Genomic DNA, 16,002 nt, shown 5'->3' on the forward strand with positions numbered 1-16,002 from the left:
TTATGCATTTCCCCTCTCCTCCGGGAGAGGGGTCAATACACCCAGCGAAACTTCTGCAAATCGATCTGACCCGACCCGGACACCTGCACGCCCTCTGAAAGTAACGCCTGACGCTGACGCTGGAGATCTGGCCCGGTGAGCGAAATGGCGCCATGACGATTCACTACCCGATGCCAGGGCAACGTACTCCCTTCCGGCAGCCGTTTCAGGACGCCTCCAACCTGTCGCGCCGCGCGCGGGGAACCGGCCAGGCGCGCGACATCACCATAGGTGGTGACATAGCCTTCCGGGATTGAAGCCACGATTTGCCATACGCGCTGTGGAAAAGAGTCGTGCTCGTCCATACCTTCACCTGTGGGGAGTTTCTGGAGAGCCATGGTAAACGAAGATCGTCATGATTGCTGCGGCTGTTTGCGCAAGAAACCAGCATCCGGTTCCTGGCGGCTTGCAATTGGGCCTTCGCACAGGGATAATGCGCCAGCGCGTTGGTTATCAACGCTCTCAATGGGGGCTCTGTTGGTTCTCCCGCAACGCTACTCTGTTCACCAGGTCAGGTCCGGAAGGAAGCAGCCAGGGCAGACGACGTGTGTGCCGGGATGTAGCTGGCAGGGCCCCCACCCATTTGTGCCCTCATAAGATCCTCCTGCTTTACCTCTCCCTTTAAACCGCTATCCCACAATAATATTATGCCTATATCGTGTAATATATATTTAATCGCACTGAAATATTATTGTCATAAACCTGTAATAATAGACTGTCATTTTATAATTGGACGGTTATTTACCTCCATAACTCAAAAAAATATATATCTGGATAACGTTGTTAACTTCGTGTATTACATAAAGTACTTATTCCGAAGGGAAGTGACAAACATGGCTACAGCGGTATTAAACGTTAAGATTGATGACGCGCTAAAAGAAAGGCTTCGCCACTATGCGGAAGTGAATAACGAGAACTTAAGCGTGACGACAGAGAAACTGCTGCTGCTGGCGTTCGAAGCAGTAGAAGAGGCGGGAGTATCGGAAGAGGATATTGATAATCAGCATACGGAAGAAGAGAGTGTTTCTCCTTTTACTCCTAAAGAAATCAAAGCTCTACGCAAACTTCTGAAGAAGAGAAAATGAAACAACAACTGTCAACTGCCAGTGACTACAAAGAGGCCTGCGATCTGTTGCGTTCAGGCTACGTGAAGCATGTACGTCTTGGCTGGAATGTCGGAAGTGATGAGTTCTTTCGTATTGCGTCTGACTGGTGTGATACCGGCGCAAAAATAAAGAAAGATGGTGAAAACTTCGTTATTTCACTGAAAGGTTTTCCAATTCCTGCTCAGCATTAATTCCGGACTGGTGAAAACTGCTGACTGTATCCGTAACAGTCAGCAGTTTTTATTTTTTTATGATCGACTTCAAATATTTTAATATTAGATCACGCTGCGTTTTAACGATGGCACGTTTTTATTCAGGGCGAGCCATAACGGTTTGATCCTCAGCAACGCCTGCTCAAGCTCTGTAGATTCCAGCGAGAAGGGCATCCGCAAATAGCGGTCAAACGCGCCCGATAGGCCAAACCGCGTACCGGTCCCCAGATTAATCCCCAGAATCTCAGCCCGCGCGGCAAGCTGTGTCGCCAGCATGCCCGGCAGCTCGATCCAGTAAGAGAGCCCGCCTTCCGCTTCATGGAATTTCCAGTCGGGGAAATGTTCACGCAGCAGTTCACCGCATCGATCGCGTCGTTCCGCCAGCATCTTCCGGCGTGCGGGCAGAAACGTCTCGCTGTTGTTAATCAGCCACAGCATTGCCAGCTGTTCCAGAAGAGGGGAGCCTAAATCGAGGGTATCCCGCGTCTGGGCAAGCGTGGCGATTGTGCGCGAGGAGGCGCGGATCCAGCCGAGACGCAGGCCGCCCCAGAAACTTTTTCCGGCGGAGCCTAAGGTGATGACGGTGGCCTGCGGGTTAAAGGAGGCCAGCGGGGGCGGGGGAGGTGCATCAAACCAGAGATCCACCATCGTTTCATCCACCACCAGCGCCGTGCGGGTTTGCGCAGCAATATCGGTAATTGCCTGACGGGTCGCGATATCCATACAGCGCCCGGTGGGGTTATGAAAATCAGGCATCAGATACGCCAGGCGGGGCGCCGTTTGGGCAAGCGTTGCGGCAAAGCCATCCGTATCCCAGCCGGTTTCCGGCAGCGACACCCCAACGGGACGACACTGCGCGCCCTGAATGGCGGCAATCGCCAGCGGATAGGTGGGGTGATCGACCACGACGCGATCTCCCGGCCCGGTCATCATCCGCAGGATCAGCGCGAAGCCGCTCACGGCGCCATTGACCACCATCACTTCGTCCGCGCGGGTGGGAAGGCCCCGCGCCGTATAGCGCGCAGCGATGGCCTCCCGCAGCGTCGGCAGTCCTAGCTGATCGTAGCCAGTCAGCGAGAGGTGCTGCGTAATGGCCGTGAGCGCATGGGTATAAGCCTGGTGGATCTCCGGCCCGGCATTGAGGGCGGCAGTGGAGAGATCCAGTGCCGCACTCGCTGCGGAAAGTGTGGGAACAGCGCGTGTATCCGGGAGGATCACGCGTGACCCGCTGCCGTGGCGGCTCTCAAGATATCCCTCCTCGCGCAGATGGGCGAGGGCGCTGCTGATGGTGGTCCGGCTCACGTCCAGCGCCGTGGCCAGCTCGCGCTCTCCCGGTAGCCGTGTATTCAGCGCCAGACGTCCATCAAGAATTAACAGGCGCAGTGCATCGGCCAGCTGCCGCCAGAGCGGCGTGCGGGATGAGGTTTGCTGCCAGTGGCCTAAGAGGCGTACCAGAGACTGGCTTCCGAAGCGACGTGACGACATATGCAGTCCACTATTTGAAAACTGGACATTAATCATAGTGCCATTTTAGGTCAGGATGAAAGCTGGTTCACTGGAGAAGATAAAAATGGTACGTCGTCTGCTACAACTCTATGTCGGTTTAGGTCTGTATGGCCTGTCCACCGCGATGTTTATTCGTTCCGATTTGGGGGTCGATCCCTGGGATGTTTTTCACCTTGGGGTGGGGGTGCAGCTGGGGATGACGATCGGGACGGTGATCATTGTGACCGGCGCTGCGGTGCTGCTGCTGTGGATCCCCCTGCGCCAGATGCCGGGCCTTGGCACGATAAGTAATGTGATTTGTATCGGTCTGGCGGCGGACGCCAGCATGGCGCTTATTCCGGAACTGGATTCGTTACCCGTTCGCATCGCTTTCCTGGTGTCGGGCATCGTGATGAACGCGATTGCGACCAGCATGTACATTGGCGCCGGTTTTGGGCCTGGCCCGCGCGACGGCCTGATGACCGGCATTCATGCCCGTCTGGGGTGGTCCATTCGCAGCGTGCGTACCTCCATTGAGGTATCCGTCCTGCTGATTGGATGCGTGCTTGGCGGCACGTTTGGGGTGGGAACGGTAGTGTATGCCCTGACCATTGGCCCACTTATCCAGCTCTGTCTGCCCTGGTTCCGCCAGAAGCCGCGCGTTGCTGAAATCGTGCAGCCGGAGCGGGTTGTCTAATTTTGCGAAGCGCTCACATGTTTTCGCGGCCTTGCTGTGCCACAATAATGGGCCACGACACACGCGATGCCAGAATGCATGAAAGCGATTACTCTCTATGATGTCGCCCTCCTTGCGGGGGTTTCTTATCAGACCGTCTCTCGCGTCATTAACGACGCGGAGCATGTCTCTGCCCGCACGCGGGAAAAGGTGCAGCAGGCGATGGCGGAGCTGCACTACGTGCCTAACCTGCGGGCACAGCAGCTGGCGGGTAAACGCACCCGCACGCTGGGACTCATCACCACCGATCTGGCCCTGCATGCGCCTTCACAAATTGTGTCGGCAGTAAAATCCCGGGCGGCGGAACAGGGGGCGAGCGTCCTCATTTCCATGGTGGAGCAACCGCAGCAGTGTCAGGCCGCGCTTCAGGCGCTGCTGGCACAGCGGGTGGACGCGCTGCTGGTGAATGTACCGCTCGACGATCCTGACGCTGAAGCGCTCAGTGCGCTGGCGTCGCCTGTTCCGGTGCTTTTCCTTGATGTCTCGCCTTCAGCACAGGTTAACAGCCTTGTGTTTAACGCCGGGCAGGGCGCGCATCTGGGCGTTGAGCACCTGCTTTCGCTGGGGCATCAGCATGTTGCCCTGCTGAGCGGGCCGGAAAGCTCGGTCTCTGCTCGGGCGCGTCTGGCAGGATGGAAAGCGGCTCTGGCCCGCGCGGGGCATGAAGCCGCTGCGGTGGCTTATGGAGACTGGAGCGCGGCCAGCGGTTACGAGAAAGGACATGTGCTGCTGTCGGGTAGCGCATTGCCGGATGCCATTCTGGTGGCGAACGATCAAATGGCGCTCGGGGTGATGCGCGCCTGCGCGGAAAAGGGGATCGCGATTCCAGGTCAGATGTCGGTGGTTGGTTTCGACGATACGGCTGACAGCGCCTGGTTTTCTCCGCCGCTGACGACCATTCGCCAGGCGTTTCGCGAGGCGGGCGAGCGCAGCGTGGAGTGGCTACTGGCCCCTACCGAAGGCGAGACGTGCTGGCAGGTTCAGTTGCCGGTGACGCTGGTTACCCGCCATTCCAGCGCGCGCCGCGCGCCGCAGCAGGCCGAACGCGAGGAACTGGTGCAGCAGCTCAGAAGCCTGGCACTCCTGGCCGAGCAGCTTGCCCGCAAATAAAACTTTGTGATCGGACTCGCTACCCCGTGATCGAACGCTTTACCGTCGCAGAGTGCCAGGGCATGTTAACCAAAATTGTGAGCGCTTCGCAAAGAGGTTAATATGTTTCATACACCTTCGCTGACCCTCAGCGATATCCTCGCCCGTCGGGACTGGGAAAATCCCGGCGTCACCCAGTGGAACCGCCTGGCCGCACACGCGCCGCTGCACAGCTGGCGTAATGACTCTTCCGCCAGGGATGACGCTGAATCTATCAGCAGGCTCTCCCTCAACGGGATGTGGCGATTTAGCTACTTTTCTGCTCCCGAGCAGGTTCCTCAGGCATGGGTCACCGAAGATTGCGCGGATGCCGTTGCGATGCCCGTGCCGTCTAACTGGCAGATGCAGGGTTTCGACACGCCTGTTTATACCAATGTCACCTATCCTATCCCGGTTAACCCGCCTTTTGTGCCGCAGGAAAATCCGGCCGGTTGTTACTCGCTCACATTTGACGTAGATGACGCCTGGCTTCAGAGCGGGCAGACCCGAATTATTTTTGATGGCGTGAACTCGGCGTTCCATTTGTGGTGTAACGGACTGTGGGTGGGCTATTCCCAGGACAGCCGCCTGCCCGCCGAATTTGACCTCTCGGCGGCATTACGCCCCGGGCAGAACCGCCTGGCGGTCATGGTATTGCGCTGGTGCGACGGCAGCTATCTGGAAGATCAGGACATGTGGCGCATGAGCGGCATCTTCCGTGATGTCTCCCTGCTGCATAAGCCGGAGACGCACATTGCGGATTATCATGTGGTCACCGATCTGAATGCGGAGCTGGACCGCGCGGTGCTGAAAGTCGAGGTCGCGCTGATAGGCGCTGACTACGCGGAGTGCGAGGTGGCGATAACGCTGTGGCGCAACGGTGAACGCTGTGGCAGCACTACCCAACGGCCAGGCTCTGCCATTGTGGACGAGCGCGGCAACTGGGCCGAGCGGTTAACGGCGGCGATCCCGGTTACAGCCCCGGCGTTATGGAGTGCAGAAACCCCGGAACTCTATCGCCTGACAATCGCGCTTTTGGATGCGCAGGGCACCGTGCTGGAGACGGAAGCGTGCGATGTCGGCTTCCGGCGGGTTGAAATCAGCAATGGCCTGCTGAAGCTCAACGGTAAACCGCTGCTGATCCGCGGGGTTAACCGGCACGAGCATCATCCGGAAAACGGCCAGGTGATGGACGAAGCGACCATGCGTCGCGATATCGAAATCATGAAGCAGCACAACTTCAACGCCGTGCGCTGCTCGCACTACCCGAACCATCCGCTGTGGTACCGGCTTTGCGATCGCTATGGTCTGTACGTTGTTGACGAAGCCAACATCGAAACCCACGGCATGGTGCCGATGAGCCGCCTTGCTGACGATCCGCGCTGGCTGCCCGCCATGAGCGAGCGCGTGACGCGCATGGTGCAGCGCGATCGTAATCATCCCTCAGTTATCATCTGGTCGCTGGGCAATGAGTCCGGGCACGGTGCAAACCACGACGCGCTATATCGCTGGGTGAAAGCCACGGATCCGACGCGTCCGGTACAGTATGAAGGCGGCGGCGCGAACACTGCGGCGACCGATATTGTCTGTCCGATGTATGCCCGGGTCGATCAGGATCAGCCTTTCCCGGCAGTGCCGAAATGGTCCATCAAAAAATGGATCGGTATGCCGGATGAAACACGCCCGCTGATCCTCTGCGAATACGCCCACGCGATGGGGAACAGCTTCGGCGGATTCTCGAAATACTGGCAGGCGTTTCGCAGCCACCCTCGGTTGCAGGGGGGATTTGTCTGGGACTGGGTCGATCAGGCTCTGACGAAGCAAGATGAAGAGGGCAATTCGTTCTGGGCATACGGCGGGGACTTTGGCGATAAACCGAACGACCGACAGTTCTGCCTCAATGGACTGGTCTTCCCCGATCGCACGCCGCACCCGGCGCTGTACGAGGCGCAGCGCGCCCAGCAGTTCTTCACCTTTACGCGGGTCAGCACCTCTCCGCTGGTGATTGAGGTGCAAAGCGGCTACCTGTTCCGCCACACCGATAACGAAGTGCTGAGCTGGACGGTTGCCCGGGACGGAGAGGTGCTGGCTTCGGGCGAGGTGACGCTGGCAATAGCCCCTGAAGGCGCTCAGCGTCTGGAGATCGCTCTGCCGGAATGGCAAAACGAACCGGGGGAAGTCTGGCTGAATGTTGAAGTACGCCAGCCGCGGGCAACAACGTGGTCGCCGGCAAACCATCGCTGCGCGTGGGAGCAGTGGCCGCTTCCGTCTCCGCTGTATGTCGCACCGCCAGCCTCTGCGGGCGAGCCTCCTGTTTTGACGCAAAACGACCGCATCCTGGAGATCGCGCATCGTCAACAGCGCTGGCAGTTCGATCGCTCATCCGGAAACCTGACCCAATGGTGGCGAAATGGCGTTGAAACGCTGATGTCACCTCTGACCGATAACCTCAGCCGTGCGCCGCTGGACAATGATATTGGCGTGAGTGAAGCGACGAAGATCGATCCGAATGCGTGGGTTGAACGCTGGAAAGCGGCGGGCATGTACGATCTCACCTTACGCGCTTTGCGCTGTGAGGCAGAGCAGCACGCGGGCGAAGCCGTGGTCACCACCCTTCATGTCGGGGAGTATCATGGCAAAACGCTGTTCATAAGCCGTAAAGTCTGGCGGGTGGACGACCAGGGGAGGCTGCACGGCGATATTCAGGTCGATATGGCGTCCGATATTCCGGAACCCGCGCGCGTTGGCCTGAGCGTTCATCTCGCCGAAACGCCGGAAAACGTCTCCTGGCTGGGACTGGGGCCGCATGAAAACTATCCGGACAGAATGCTGGCGGCACAGCAGGGGCGCTGGACATTACCCCTGGCGGAGATGCACACGCCGTATATCTTCCCGACGGAAAATGGTTTGCGCTGTGATACGCGGCAGCTGGCTCTGGGAACGCATCAGCTACATGGCCGGTTCCATTTCTCGGTTAGCCGCTACAGCCAGCAGCAGCTGCGGGAGACAACCCATCACCATCTACTGCGGGAAGAGCCGGGGTGTTGGCTTAACCTCGACGCGTTCCATATGGGCGTGGGCGGCGACGACTCCTGGAGCCCCAGCGTTTCACCGGAATTCATTCTGCAGACACGCCAGCTTCGCTACACCTTTAGCTGGCAGCAAAATCCTTAACTGACCATTGAGATGCGGCCACAGGACGTGGCCGCAGCTTACGCCAGAATCCCGCTCAGACCGTGCAGGCTCATATAAATCCCTACCACGGTAATCAGCGCAGCGGAAATCCACGGCGCTTTACGGGAAAGTTCGTTAAACCCGGGCCAGCGTTTTGTCGCATGTTTGAGGCTCAAGGCGGCAATCGCGCCGGAAGCCACCAGCGTTAACGCCAGACCAATACTGAAGCTGAACACCAGCGTCGCGCCGAGGGCAAAATGCTTTAGCTGCAGGCAGATCAGCAGAACGGTGATGGACGCCGGGCAGGGGATAAGCCCGCCGGTCAGGCCAAACATTACGATCTGTCCGGTGGTGACGTTTTGTCCGCTGAAGCGTCGGTTTATATCCTGCGCGTGCGCGCGCTGGTGGGCGTCCTGCCACTCTTCTTCAATCAGCGTGTGTTCGTGATGATGATAATCATGATGGTGGTCATGGTCAGAGTCATGGTCATGGTGGTGATCATGGTCGTGATGATGATCGTGCGGCTGGTTTTCTTTCCAGGTTCGCCACGCCATCCACAGGGCGATCGCAACGATCAACACCCCGGAGATCAGCTGGAACCAGGGTTCGGACGTGTGTGCATCCCAGCCCCGACCAAACCATAATCCCGCCATAGCGATGATCCAGACCACTGCCGTATGCGAAAGCGTAGCTGCCAGGCCGAGCAGCACCGCCTGTTTCAGCGTGCCGCGGATGGCAACAATAAAGGCGGCCATCATTGTTTTTGAGTGGCCCGGTTCCAGGCCATGCAGCGCACCGAGCAGGATAGCGCTGGGAACAAACAGCCAGGCATTGCCCTGCTGAAGAAGTGAAGCAAAATCGGTCATGGGAAATTCCGGAGTGGGAAGCGTGCGGAGATACTACTCCCCCCCAGTAGCGTAATACTACCCCCCAGTAGAAAAATACTCAGGGGGAGTAGAGCGTGATATGCTTTAAAAGCCAAAAATAAGGGATAGAGAGATGTCACATACCGTTCGAGACAAGAAGATGTTACTGACTCGCCTGAAGAAAATTCAGGGGCAGAGCACCGCGCTGGAAAAAATGCTTAACAGCGATCACGAATGCGCCGAGGTGTTACAGCAGCTTGCGGCGATTCGCGGGGCGGTCAATGGCATGATGATGCAGGTGATCGAAGGGCATTTAACCGATCATGTGGTGAAAGAACCCGAAGAAGCGCAGCGTGAAGCCGATCTTGGCGTGGTGCTGCAGGTGATCAAATCCTATCTTAAGTAGAGTGCGTGCCGAGGTTATTCTCTGCCCAAAGAATAAATTCCGTTTTTGGCAGCGCTTTGCTGTAGTACCACCCCTGCCCGTACTGCACGCCGTGGCGGTGTAGCCAGGCGAGCTGCCCTGCGGTTTCGACCCCCTCGGCCACCATTGCCAGCTTCAGCGACTTTGCTATTTCAATGATGTGCGGCGTCACGTTTTTATACTCCAGCGCATCCACGAACGATTTATCAATTTTTAGCGTGTCGACGTCCAGATCCTGCAGATAGCTCAGGCTGGAATAGCCCGTACCAAAATCATCAATATAGACAGGGTGGCCCGAACGGCGGAGTGCGGCGATTGCCGGCGCGCTGATTTTGGGATCGGCAAAGCCGCGCTCGGTGAGCTCAAGGGCGATTTGCCGGGGATGGATTTGCCATTTATTCAGTAGCTGACTCAGCAGAGGCGGCAGGATGCCGGAGGTCAAATCGTCAGGCGCGAGGTTAATGGAGATATGCTGATCCGGGTAGCGTTGCAGCCAGTGACCCATATCTTCAAACACCTTTTCGATGACTAACTGCGTCAGCTGTGAGATGAGCCCCGTTTGCTCGGCAAGGGGGACAAAAATATCCGGCGAGAGGCTGCTTCCGTCCGGCTGAGGCCAGCGCGTCAGCGCCTCAGCGCCCACAATTTTTCCGCTGCAGAGCGCCACGATGGGCTGATAGTGCACCACAAAATCCCGGCTGTTAATGGCGTCCAGCAGGCGATTGCGAGGTGACTGGATACGCCGCAGTATCCGCAGGACGAAGAGCGCGGCGAGCAGGCTTATCAACATGCCGAACGGTAACCAGAAAAGCAGCTGCCGGTGCCAGGTTTCAGAGAGCGGTTTGAGCGTTGCCCAAGCGACTACGGTAAATCCAAGCTCAGGTACAGACTTCATGATGTACATTGAACCGTTGTACTGCACGCTTTTCACGCCCCGCTCCTGAACCATGTCGCGGATGTGAGAATCGAGCTTACTGCTGCTGGCGAAAATGCGGTGCGTTGTGCTTCCTACCAGGGCGGCATCAATGGCTATCTCGCCGAAAGGGATCACGTCCACCAGTGAGGCAGGATCGACCATGACAAGGTAGTGGCCTTTTCCCAGCACTGCCATGTAGCGATTAAACCCAAGATCGTTTTGCGTGGTCAGCCATGCGCTATAACCATCTCCGGTAATGCGCATCGGAGGGGGGAAAGGGGGGGCATGACTGGTTTGCTCGAGGGAGGAGCAGAGCGGCCGAAGGTTGTCGATATAAATCACTTCCTGGACATATCGCCACGAGAAAGCGACCCGGCGCATTTCCCTCAGTTGTAAAGGGCTACACGGCACGCCATCAAAGGCCTGCAGGTGATCGAGCGCTTCTTTTGCCTGAGCCACAACCCTGTCGGCTCGTACCAGCACGCGTGAGGCATAATTATCCAGCGCATCGGCAAATTTATCCTCCGCCTGGCGATGGGCCAGCCAGATGCTCAGGCAAATGGGGACCAGCACAGAAAAGATAAGTATGCCAGTCACCAGACTGACCAGATGTCGGGTTTTCATGCTGTCGTGTCCTTCCTCGTATACCCGTTCCTGGGCATTGAGTTCCCTGCCTGAAGAGAAAGATTTTACCGCGAAATGATATAGTTATAGCACGTGGTTGGCATGGTTTTCATCTTATCACAGGCAAACGAGAAATTATCGTCAGGCGAGAGGGGGTTGTTTTTTCAAACTGGCCTGGATATTATTTTGTTATGTTATAACAAAACATAAAGGATTTACGATGAAACCCAATATCCATCCCGCCTATCGCACCGTGGTCTTCCACGACACCAGCGCGAATGAATACTTCAAAGTGGGCTCAACCATTAAGACCGACCGTGAAATTGAACTCGACGGTGAAACGTATCCGTACATCACCATCGAGGTTTCTTCAAAATCGCACCCGTTTTATACCGGTAAGCAGAAAACGTTCTCTACTGACGGCAGCGCAGCGCGCTTCCGCAAGCGTTTTGGCGGATTTCTCAATGCGAAGCGGGGCTAACCATGCAGGTTCTTAACTCATTACGTAGTGCAAAGCAGCGTCACCCGGATTGCCAGATAGTCAAACGCAAGGGACGCTTATACGTGATTTGCAAATCAAATCCGCGCTTTAAGGCGGTTCAGGGACGTAAAAAAAGACGCTAGACGCGCGTTTCTCGCCAGCTTTCCAGGGATCTTTTCTGTTTGCCATCGGCAGTAAAATTGTCGGTGGCAAGCCAGCTTTCAAAGGCGCTCGCCAGCGCCGGCCACTCTTTGTCGAGAATCGAAAACCAGTCGGTATCCCGGTTACGGCCTTTTATGACCAGCGCCTGACGAAAGCGCCCTTCAAACTGAAAGCCCAGACGCAGCGCCGCTTTACGGGAAGGCTCGTTCAGGCTGTTGCACTTCCATTCATAACGCCGATACCCAAGGGTATCGAACACGTATCGCATCAGCAGATACTGGGCTTCTGTCGACATCGGCGTGCGGCTTAACAGAGGAGAGAAGTGAACGTGTCCCACTTCCACGACCCCGTTTTTAGGATCGATACGCATCAGGGACAGCGTCCCGACTGGGGACTGGGTCCGGTTATCGATAACGGTAAAGTGGATGGGATCGGATAACGCACTTACGCTCGCCACCCATTCGGTAAACTCCTCTGCGGTGGCATCGGGTTCACGCAGCAGCCACGTCCAGCTGCGGGTATCTTCGGCCAGGGAATAGGCGGAGAACAACGCGTGGGCATGCTCCACGCGCAGCGGCTCCAGCCGACAATAGTGGCCCTGCAGGACCACCCGGGACGGGTGCTGACGAGGCTGCCAGTCGATAAGGGATTCGCCTACAGGCTGTCCAAACTCATTGAATGTATTCATCTTTATTTCCATGACGTTGAAAAGATCTTCAGATTAGTGAATTGGTGGTTCCTTAAAAAGAACCACCAGGCTATGTTTTTCTGGTACCACGAGGAGGGAAGATGAATATACCGGGTGATGAGCTTTACACTTTGCTCCATGCTGCGCTGAAAAAGCGTGGGCAAGAGACGCTTCAGCGCGCGCTCTATCATGCTTTACGGGAGGCCATACTGGGTGGAAGGCTTCGGTCCGGCAGCCAGCTGCCCGGTTCGCGAACGCTGGCGCAGCAGATCTCGGTTTCCCGAAATACAGTCAATGCGGCGCTGGACCAGCTCACGCTTGAAGGCTATTTGCTGCGCAACCGTCTGGGTACGCGGGTGGGGCAATTCGCTCATCGTACGATTCCCCGGGCATTGCCGGATCCTGACGTCAGGCTGTCAAAACGGGTCGCCCTGCTGCCCGCGCCTGTGCAGCGTGACACCCCGGTGATGGCGTTCACGCCGGGAACGCCTGCCATTAACTATTTCCCCTTGCCGCTGTGGCGGAGATTGTACGATCGCGTCCTGCGCGAGGAGGGAAGTGCCCTGCTAGGCTATGGCGACCCGGCCGGCGAACCGTCGCTGCGTGCCGCGATTGCCCGGCATCTCGCCCTGTCCCGCGGTATCGACTGCGACGCCAGCCAGATTGTGATAACCGAAGGAGCGCTTGAGGGCGTCAATCTTTGCACGATGCTGTTGAGCGAGCCTGGCGATGTCGCCTGGGTGGAAAACCCCGGCTATAGCGGGGCAAAGAGTGCGTTTGTTAAAACCGGCCTGGCAATGACGGGGATCCCGATTGATGACGAGGGGATGTGCTGGGAGGGATTGAATGTACCTTCTCCCTTGTTAATTTTTACCTCACCTTCACACCAGTTCCCCTACGGAAGCGTGCTCAGTGCCCGACGGCGTCTGGCGTTACTGGAGCTCGCCCGGCAGCACAACGCGTGGATCATTGAAGACGATTACGACAGCGAGTTCCGTTATGCCGGTGAGCCCGTACCGGCGATGCTGGGAATGGTAAACAACGCGCCCGTGGTTTATCTCGGGACGTTCAGTAAAACGCTGTTTCCTTCGCTCCGAATAGGGTTCATGGTCTTGCCGCCAGCGCTGGCGAAGGCGGCTCGTCCGGCCATCGGCTCGCTGTTGCGCGGTGGGCATCGTGCCGAACAGCGCACGCTGGCGCTGTTTATCGAAGAAGGTCACTACGCCCGTCATCTGGCTGCCATGCGTCGGCTCTATCGTAAACGATACCGCCAGCTGCGGGAGGTGCTGGGCACAGAGCTTCATGCGCCGCACCGTATTCTGGCCGGTGAAGGCGGAATGCATCTGACGCTGGCGATAGATGATATTGATGACCAGAGGCTGGTGGAGCAGGCGAGGGCGTTTCAGCTGTCACCCGCTGCATTGAGCGGGTACTACCTGGAGGCGAAGCAGGGGCAAACCGGGCTGGTTTTAGGTTACGGTAATACCTCTGCTTCTCAGTTTGCGCCGGGGATCCGACGTCTGCAGGCGTTAATTACGCAGCAGCAGGGCGGGAAAGGGTAAAGACATCATAGAAAGAGAGCTGTCCTTTGGTGGAGACCATTTTCTGCAGCTTCTCTTTTTGCCCGGCTTCAACTGCCGGAGAGTGCATGATGTTTTCAATCAGCTCCTCTGGAACGTAACGCGTGTTGTACCATTCGCCGTTGTAGCAGACCCGAAAGTCGAGCACGTCGATGTCTTCGTAACGGTAGCGCGGATTCACGTCGAAAAAGAAAAAGGCGTTAAAGACCACAAACAGCACAACCAGCAGCCAGACGGAGTCCACCAGCGTTTCGGACTTCAGCATTACAATAAGCGTCGCCAGCCAGGCGGCATACATAGCGACAAACAGTCCTGGGTGTTTGCGAATAAAGCTAATGCTAAAGCGCGGGCGATTGTCGCGCTTTTCGCGGAGGTTAAGATCGTCGATGGTGGCGGTAAGCAGGCGCTGTATCTCGGTCATTTTTTGCCTTCATGAGAGTTGACAATACAGGGTATCTGCCAATTTTAGGGGAGCCATCAGGCTGAAAAAAGTAACAGTCTGGCGCTAAAAGGCCATAACAGTTGACTCCCCGAAACCTCACAGCGTTTTGATAATTTTTGCCGGGTTGCCGCCAACGACGACGTTAGCCGGGACGTCTTTCGTCACGACGGCGCCGGAGGCCACCACAACATTATCACCAATGGTGATGCCAGGGTTAATGACCGCCCGGCCACCGATCCAGACGTTATTGCCAATAGTGACGGGTTTTCCAAACTCCACGCCGCTATTCCGTTCCTCTGCGTCCAGCGGGTGGGTTGCCGTATAAATATGCACACCCGGTGCGAGCATGCAGTTATCGCCAATATGAACAGGGCAGACATCCAGCATCACGCAATCGAAGTTAGCGTAAAAGTTTTTGCCCAGGTAAATGTTATATCCATAGTCGCAGCGGAAGCTCGGTTCTATATATGCGCCTTCGCTTTGTCCCAGAAGTTCCGCCAGAATCTTCTGGCGTTCTGTTTTATCATCAGGCGCGGTGTGGTTATAGCGATAAACCAGATGGCGGGCGCGCAGTCGGTCGGCTCGTAACGTCTCATCGCCGGGGCGGTAATGTTCACCGGCAATCATTTTCTGTTTTTCTAAGCTCATTGGAAACCTCTCTGGATGTGATTACCGCAGAGTAATCGGAACAGGCCAGGAGGGGAACGTTCCCGAAAAGCCGATGTGACTGGAGTCACAACATTGCTGCTGCTGAACACGTTTTACACGGAGACCTGGCTTACGCACAGGGAGCATAACGGGATAGGCAAATACTTAGAACGAGGCGTAGAACTCTACAGACACCCTTCAAAGATTAACGGACAAATTTCCACACAGAAGTAGGGATTTTGTCATACAGCTTATTCATTGTCAGTTCAGCAAGACGATGGTCAGCGGCTGAATAAAATACCGCCAGTTCATTATCAGAAAGCTCGTATTTATTCTTTTCAATGACGCGCTCAAGCGTGTCAATTGACTGACAACGTCGTAAGCGCATCAAATAATCGATCTTTGTGAGTGGTTTATCAGACATAAATTCACCTTAGTAATTGTAATAATTTTAACAGGAAAGACTAACCGGGTTAGCTCTGCTCACGTTGACGAAACAGCGGAATAGCCGATTTCCCGATTTACGCCATTTTTGCAAATCCTGAGCGTTAATGCCGTAACTGCTGAACAACATAAAGGTGTCGTCCAGGTATTCATCAATTTGCTCAATCAGCTTATTATCTTCATTGTACTTAATTTTATAATTAAGTGCGAAGGTTGCGATATGCTCTATCAGCTCATTCAACTGCAAATTGATGGCAGACGTTGGGTCGTTTACCCAGCCATGGTTGCTTTCATCAAGGTTGGCAAGGCAGTCATGGTACAAGGATTCGCAGAGAAATTTCAACTGCGCGATATCATGCCTTTTTGGCGAGTACTCGTCCATAGCGCATCCCCTTCTGAGTGATTTCTTACTCACCGAACATCATTGTCGGGATGGATACAACTGACTTAGCTACATGAGTGCTGTGTTCCTGATAACCTAACTATAAGCCACTCCTTCCTGGATTTCATCGCGCTATTACGAAAAATTACAAATAAAACCGCAGACTGCGAGTTTCTACGCAAATGGTCATCCTGGACCCAACGTTTTTATCCAAATTAACGAAGGTGTTTTATCGCTTCCTTACGTTTCATTGGCTTAGCAAAAATGATGAGGAAAGTTCAGATTCAGACTTATCTTTGTAAGAACTTCTTATTAGGAATATTCCTAATGGCTTAAGCGGAGAAATGAAATTAAAAAAATCCTGAATTCACCGATTAAGTTATCAGTTAATTATGATATGTCTATTTAAGATGGCAGAAAATAAATAGAACCACAATAAGCGTAATTTATGATTTTTTCTGAAAA

18 protein-coding genes and 1 other RNA gene are annotated in these 16,002 nt (G+C 55.5%); 10 read left to right on the top strand and 9 right to left on the bottom strand.

Annotation, left to right across the window (positions count from 1 at the left end; translation table 11 throughout):
* Positions 1-32: 32 nt before the first annotated feature.
* Positions 33-377, bottom strand: a complete 345-nt coding sequence (locus V1587_RS07475; protein WP_371898767.1) for an MGMT family protein — start codon at positions 375-377, stop codon at positions 33-35.
* A gap of 137 nt (positions 378-514) precedes the next feature.
* Here V1587_RS07475 and ffs point away from each other — a divergent pair.
* The 3 genes from ffs to V1587_RS07490 all read left to right on the top strand — a co-directional run bounded on the left by ffs (position 515) and on the right by V1587_RS07490 (position 1,336).
* Positions 515-611, top strand: an RNA gene (ffs, locus tag V1587_RS07480) — signal recognition particle sRNA small type.
* Positions 612-872: 261 nt separating this feature from the next.
* Entirely contained in the window at positions 873-1,124 is a 252-nt protein-coding gene (locus tag V1587_RS07485; RefSeq protein WP_023310587.1) for a hypothetical protein, read from the top strand.
* The gene (locus V1587_RS07490) at positions 1,121-1,336 is read left to right on the top strand and encodes a hypothetical protein (RefSeq protein ID WP_008503298.1); all 216 of its coding nucleotides are present in this window, start codon (positions 1,121-1,123) and stop codon (positions 1,334-1,336) included. Before V1587_RS07485 ends, V1587_RS07490 begins: the two co-directional genes overlap by 4 nt.
* Positions 1,337-1,420: 84 nt before the next feature.
* On the opposite strand, the gene V1587_RS07495 is transcribed toward V1587_RS07490, so the two are convergent.
* Positions 1,421-2,842 (bottom strand): PLP-dependent aminotransferase family protein, encoded by a 1,422-nt coding sequence (locus V1587_RS07495; protein ID WP_371898768.1) that lies wholly within the window; start codon positions 2,840-2,842, stop codon positions 1,421-1,423.
* A gap of 85 nt (positions 2,843-2,927) precedes the next feature.
* Here V1587_RS07495 and V1587_RS07500 point away from each other — a divergent pair, with 85 nt between their 5' ends.
* The 3 genes from V1587_RS07500 (at position 2,928) to V1587_RS07510 (ending at position 7,880) form a co-directional block, all read left to right on the top strand.
* Positions 2,928-3,539: a YitT family protein gene (locus V1587_RS07500; protein WP_371898769.1), complete on the top strand. Its 612-nt coding sequence runs from the start codon at positions 2,928-2,930 to the stop codon at positions 3,537-3,539.
* 78 nt (positions 3,540-3,617) lie between these two features.
* Complete coding sequence (locus V1587_RS07505; protein WP_371898770.1) at positions 3,618-4,688, top strand: LacI family DNA-binding transcriptional regulator; 1,071 nt, start codon at positions 3,618-3,620, stop codon at positions 4,686-4,688.
* 102 nt (positions 4,689-4,790) lie between these two features.
* Positions 4,791-7,880, top strand: coding sequence for a beta-galactosidase (locus tag V1587_RS07510; protein ID WP_371898771.1), 3,090 nt, complete (start codon positions 4,791-4,793; stop codon positions 7,878-7,880).
* A 38-nt stretch (positions 7,881-7,918) separates the two neighbouring features.
* On the opposite strand, the gene V1587_RS07515 is transcribed toward V1587_RS07510, so the two are convergent.
* A complete protein-coding gene (locus V1587_RS07515; protein ID WP_371898772.1) occupies positions 7,919-8,746 on the bottom strand; it encodes a nickel/cobalt efflux protein RcnA in 828 nt (275 codons plus the stop codon).
* 133 nt (positions 8,747-8,879) lie between these two features.
* Between V1587_RS07515 and V1587_RS07520 the strand changes: the two genes are divergently transcribed.
* Positions 8,880-9,152 carry a metal/formaldehyde-sensitive transcriptional repressor gene (locus tag V1587_RS07520; protein WP_028012182.1) on the top strand — a complete coding sequence of 91 codons (273 nt, stop codon included), beginning with the start codon at positions 8,880-8,882 and terminating at the stop codon, positions 9,150-9,152.
* Here V1587_RS07520 and V1587_RS07525 read toward each other — a convergent pair.
* Entirely contained in the window at positions 9,145-10,710 is a 1,566-nt protein-coding gene (locus V1587_RS07525) for an EAL domain-containing protein (protein ID WP_371898773.1), read from the bottom strand. The two genes, V1587_RS07520 and V1587_RS07525, sit on opposite strands and share 8 nt — an antisense overlap.
* 220 nt (positions 10,711-10,930) lie before the next feature.
* Between V1587_RS07525 and V1587_RS07530 the strand changes: the two genes are divergently transcribed.
* Positions 10,931-11,191: a type B 50S ribosomal protein L31 gene (locus tag V1587_RS07530; RefSeq protein WP_006176933.1), complete on the top strand. Its 261-nt coding sequence runs from the start codon at positions 10,931-10,933 to the stop codon at positions 11,189-11,191.
* A 2-nt stretch (positions 11,192-11,193) separates the two neighbouring features.
* On the top strand, positions 11,194-11,334 hold the full coding sequence (gene ykgO / locus V1587_RS07535) for a type B 50S ribosomal protein L36 (protein ID WP_003859006.1): 141 nt from the start codon (positions 11,194-11,196) through the stop codon (positions 11,332-11,334).
* Here the strand turns inward: ykgO and V1587_RS07540 are convergent.
* A complete protein-coding gene (locus V1587_RS07540; protein WP_371898774.1) occupies positions 11,331-12,041 on the bottom strand; it encodes a GNAT family N-acetyltransferase in 711 nt (236 codons plus the stop codon). The genes ykgO and V1587_RS07540 overlap by 4 nt on opposite strands.
* Positions 12,042-12,142: 101 nt before the next feature.
* On the opposite strand from V1587_RS07540, the gene V1587_RS07545 reads away from it, so the two are divergent.
* Positions 12,143-13,603, top strand: coding sequence for a PLP-dependent aminotransferase family protein (locus tag V1587_RS07545; protein WP_371898775.1), 1,461 nt, complete (start codon positions 12,143-12,145; stop codon positions 13,601-13,603).
* On the opposite strand, the gene V1587_RS07550 is transcribed toward V1587_RS07545, so the two are convergent.
* The 4 genes from V1587_RS07550 to tomB form a co-directional block, all read right to left on the bottom strand.
* Positions 13,575-14,042, bottom strand: coding sequence for a YlaC family protein (locus V1587_RS07550; protein WP_023310598.1), 468 nt, complete (start codon positions 14,040-14,042; stop codon positions 13,575-13,577). The two genes, V1587_RS07545 and V1587_RS07550, sit on opposite strands and share 29 nt — an antisense overlap.
* Before the next feature lie 117 nt (positions 14,043-14,159).
* On the bottom strand, positions 14,160-14,711 hold the full coding sequence (gene maa / locus V1587_RS07555; protein ID WP_371898776.1) for a maltose O-acetyltransferase: 552 nt from the start codon (positions 14,709-14,711) through the stop codon (positions 14,160-14,162).
* A 205-nt stretch (positions 14,712-14,916) separates the two neighbouring features.
* A complete protein-coding gene (locus tag V1587_RS07560) occupies positions 14,917-15,135 on the bottom strand; it encodes an HHA domain-containing protein (RefSeq protein ID WP_008499287.1) in 219 nt (72 codons plus the stop codon).
* 27 nt (positions 15,136-15,162) lie between these two features.
* Positions 15,163-15,537, bottom strand: coding sequence for an Hha toxicity modulator TomB (gene tomB, locus V1587_RS07565; protein ID WP_008499288.1), 375 nt, complete (start codon positions 15,535-15,537; stop codon positions 15,163-15,165).
* Positions 15,538-16,002: the final 465 nt, after the last annotated feature.

Source organism: Enterobacter sp. ECC-249, from assembly GCF_043965265.1.
Classification (GTDB): Bacteria; Pseudomonadota; Gammaproteobacteria; order Enterobacterales; family Enterobacteriaceae; genus Enterobacter; species Enterobacter quasiroggenkampii.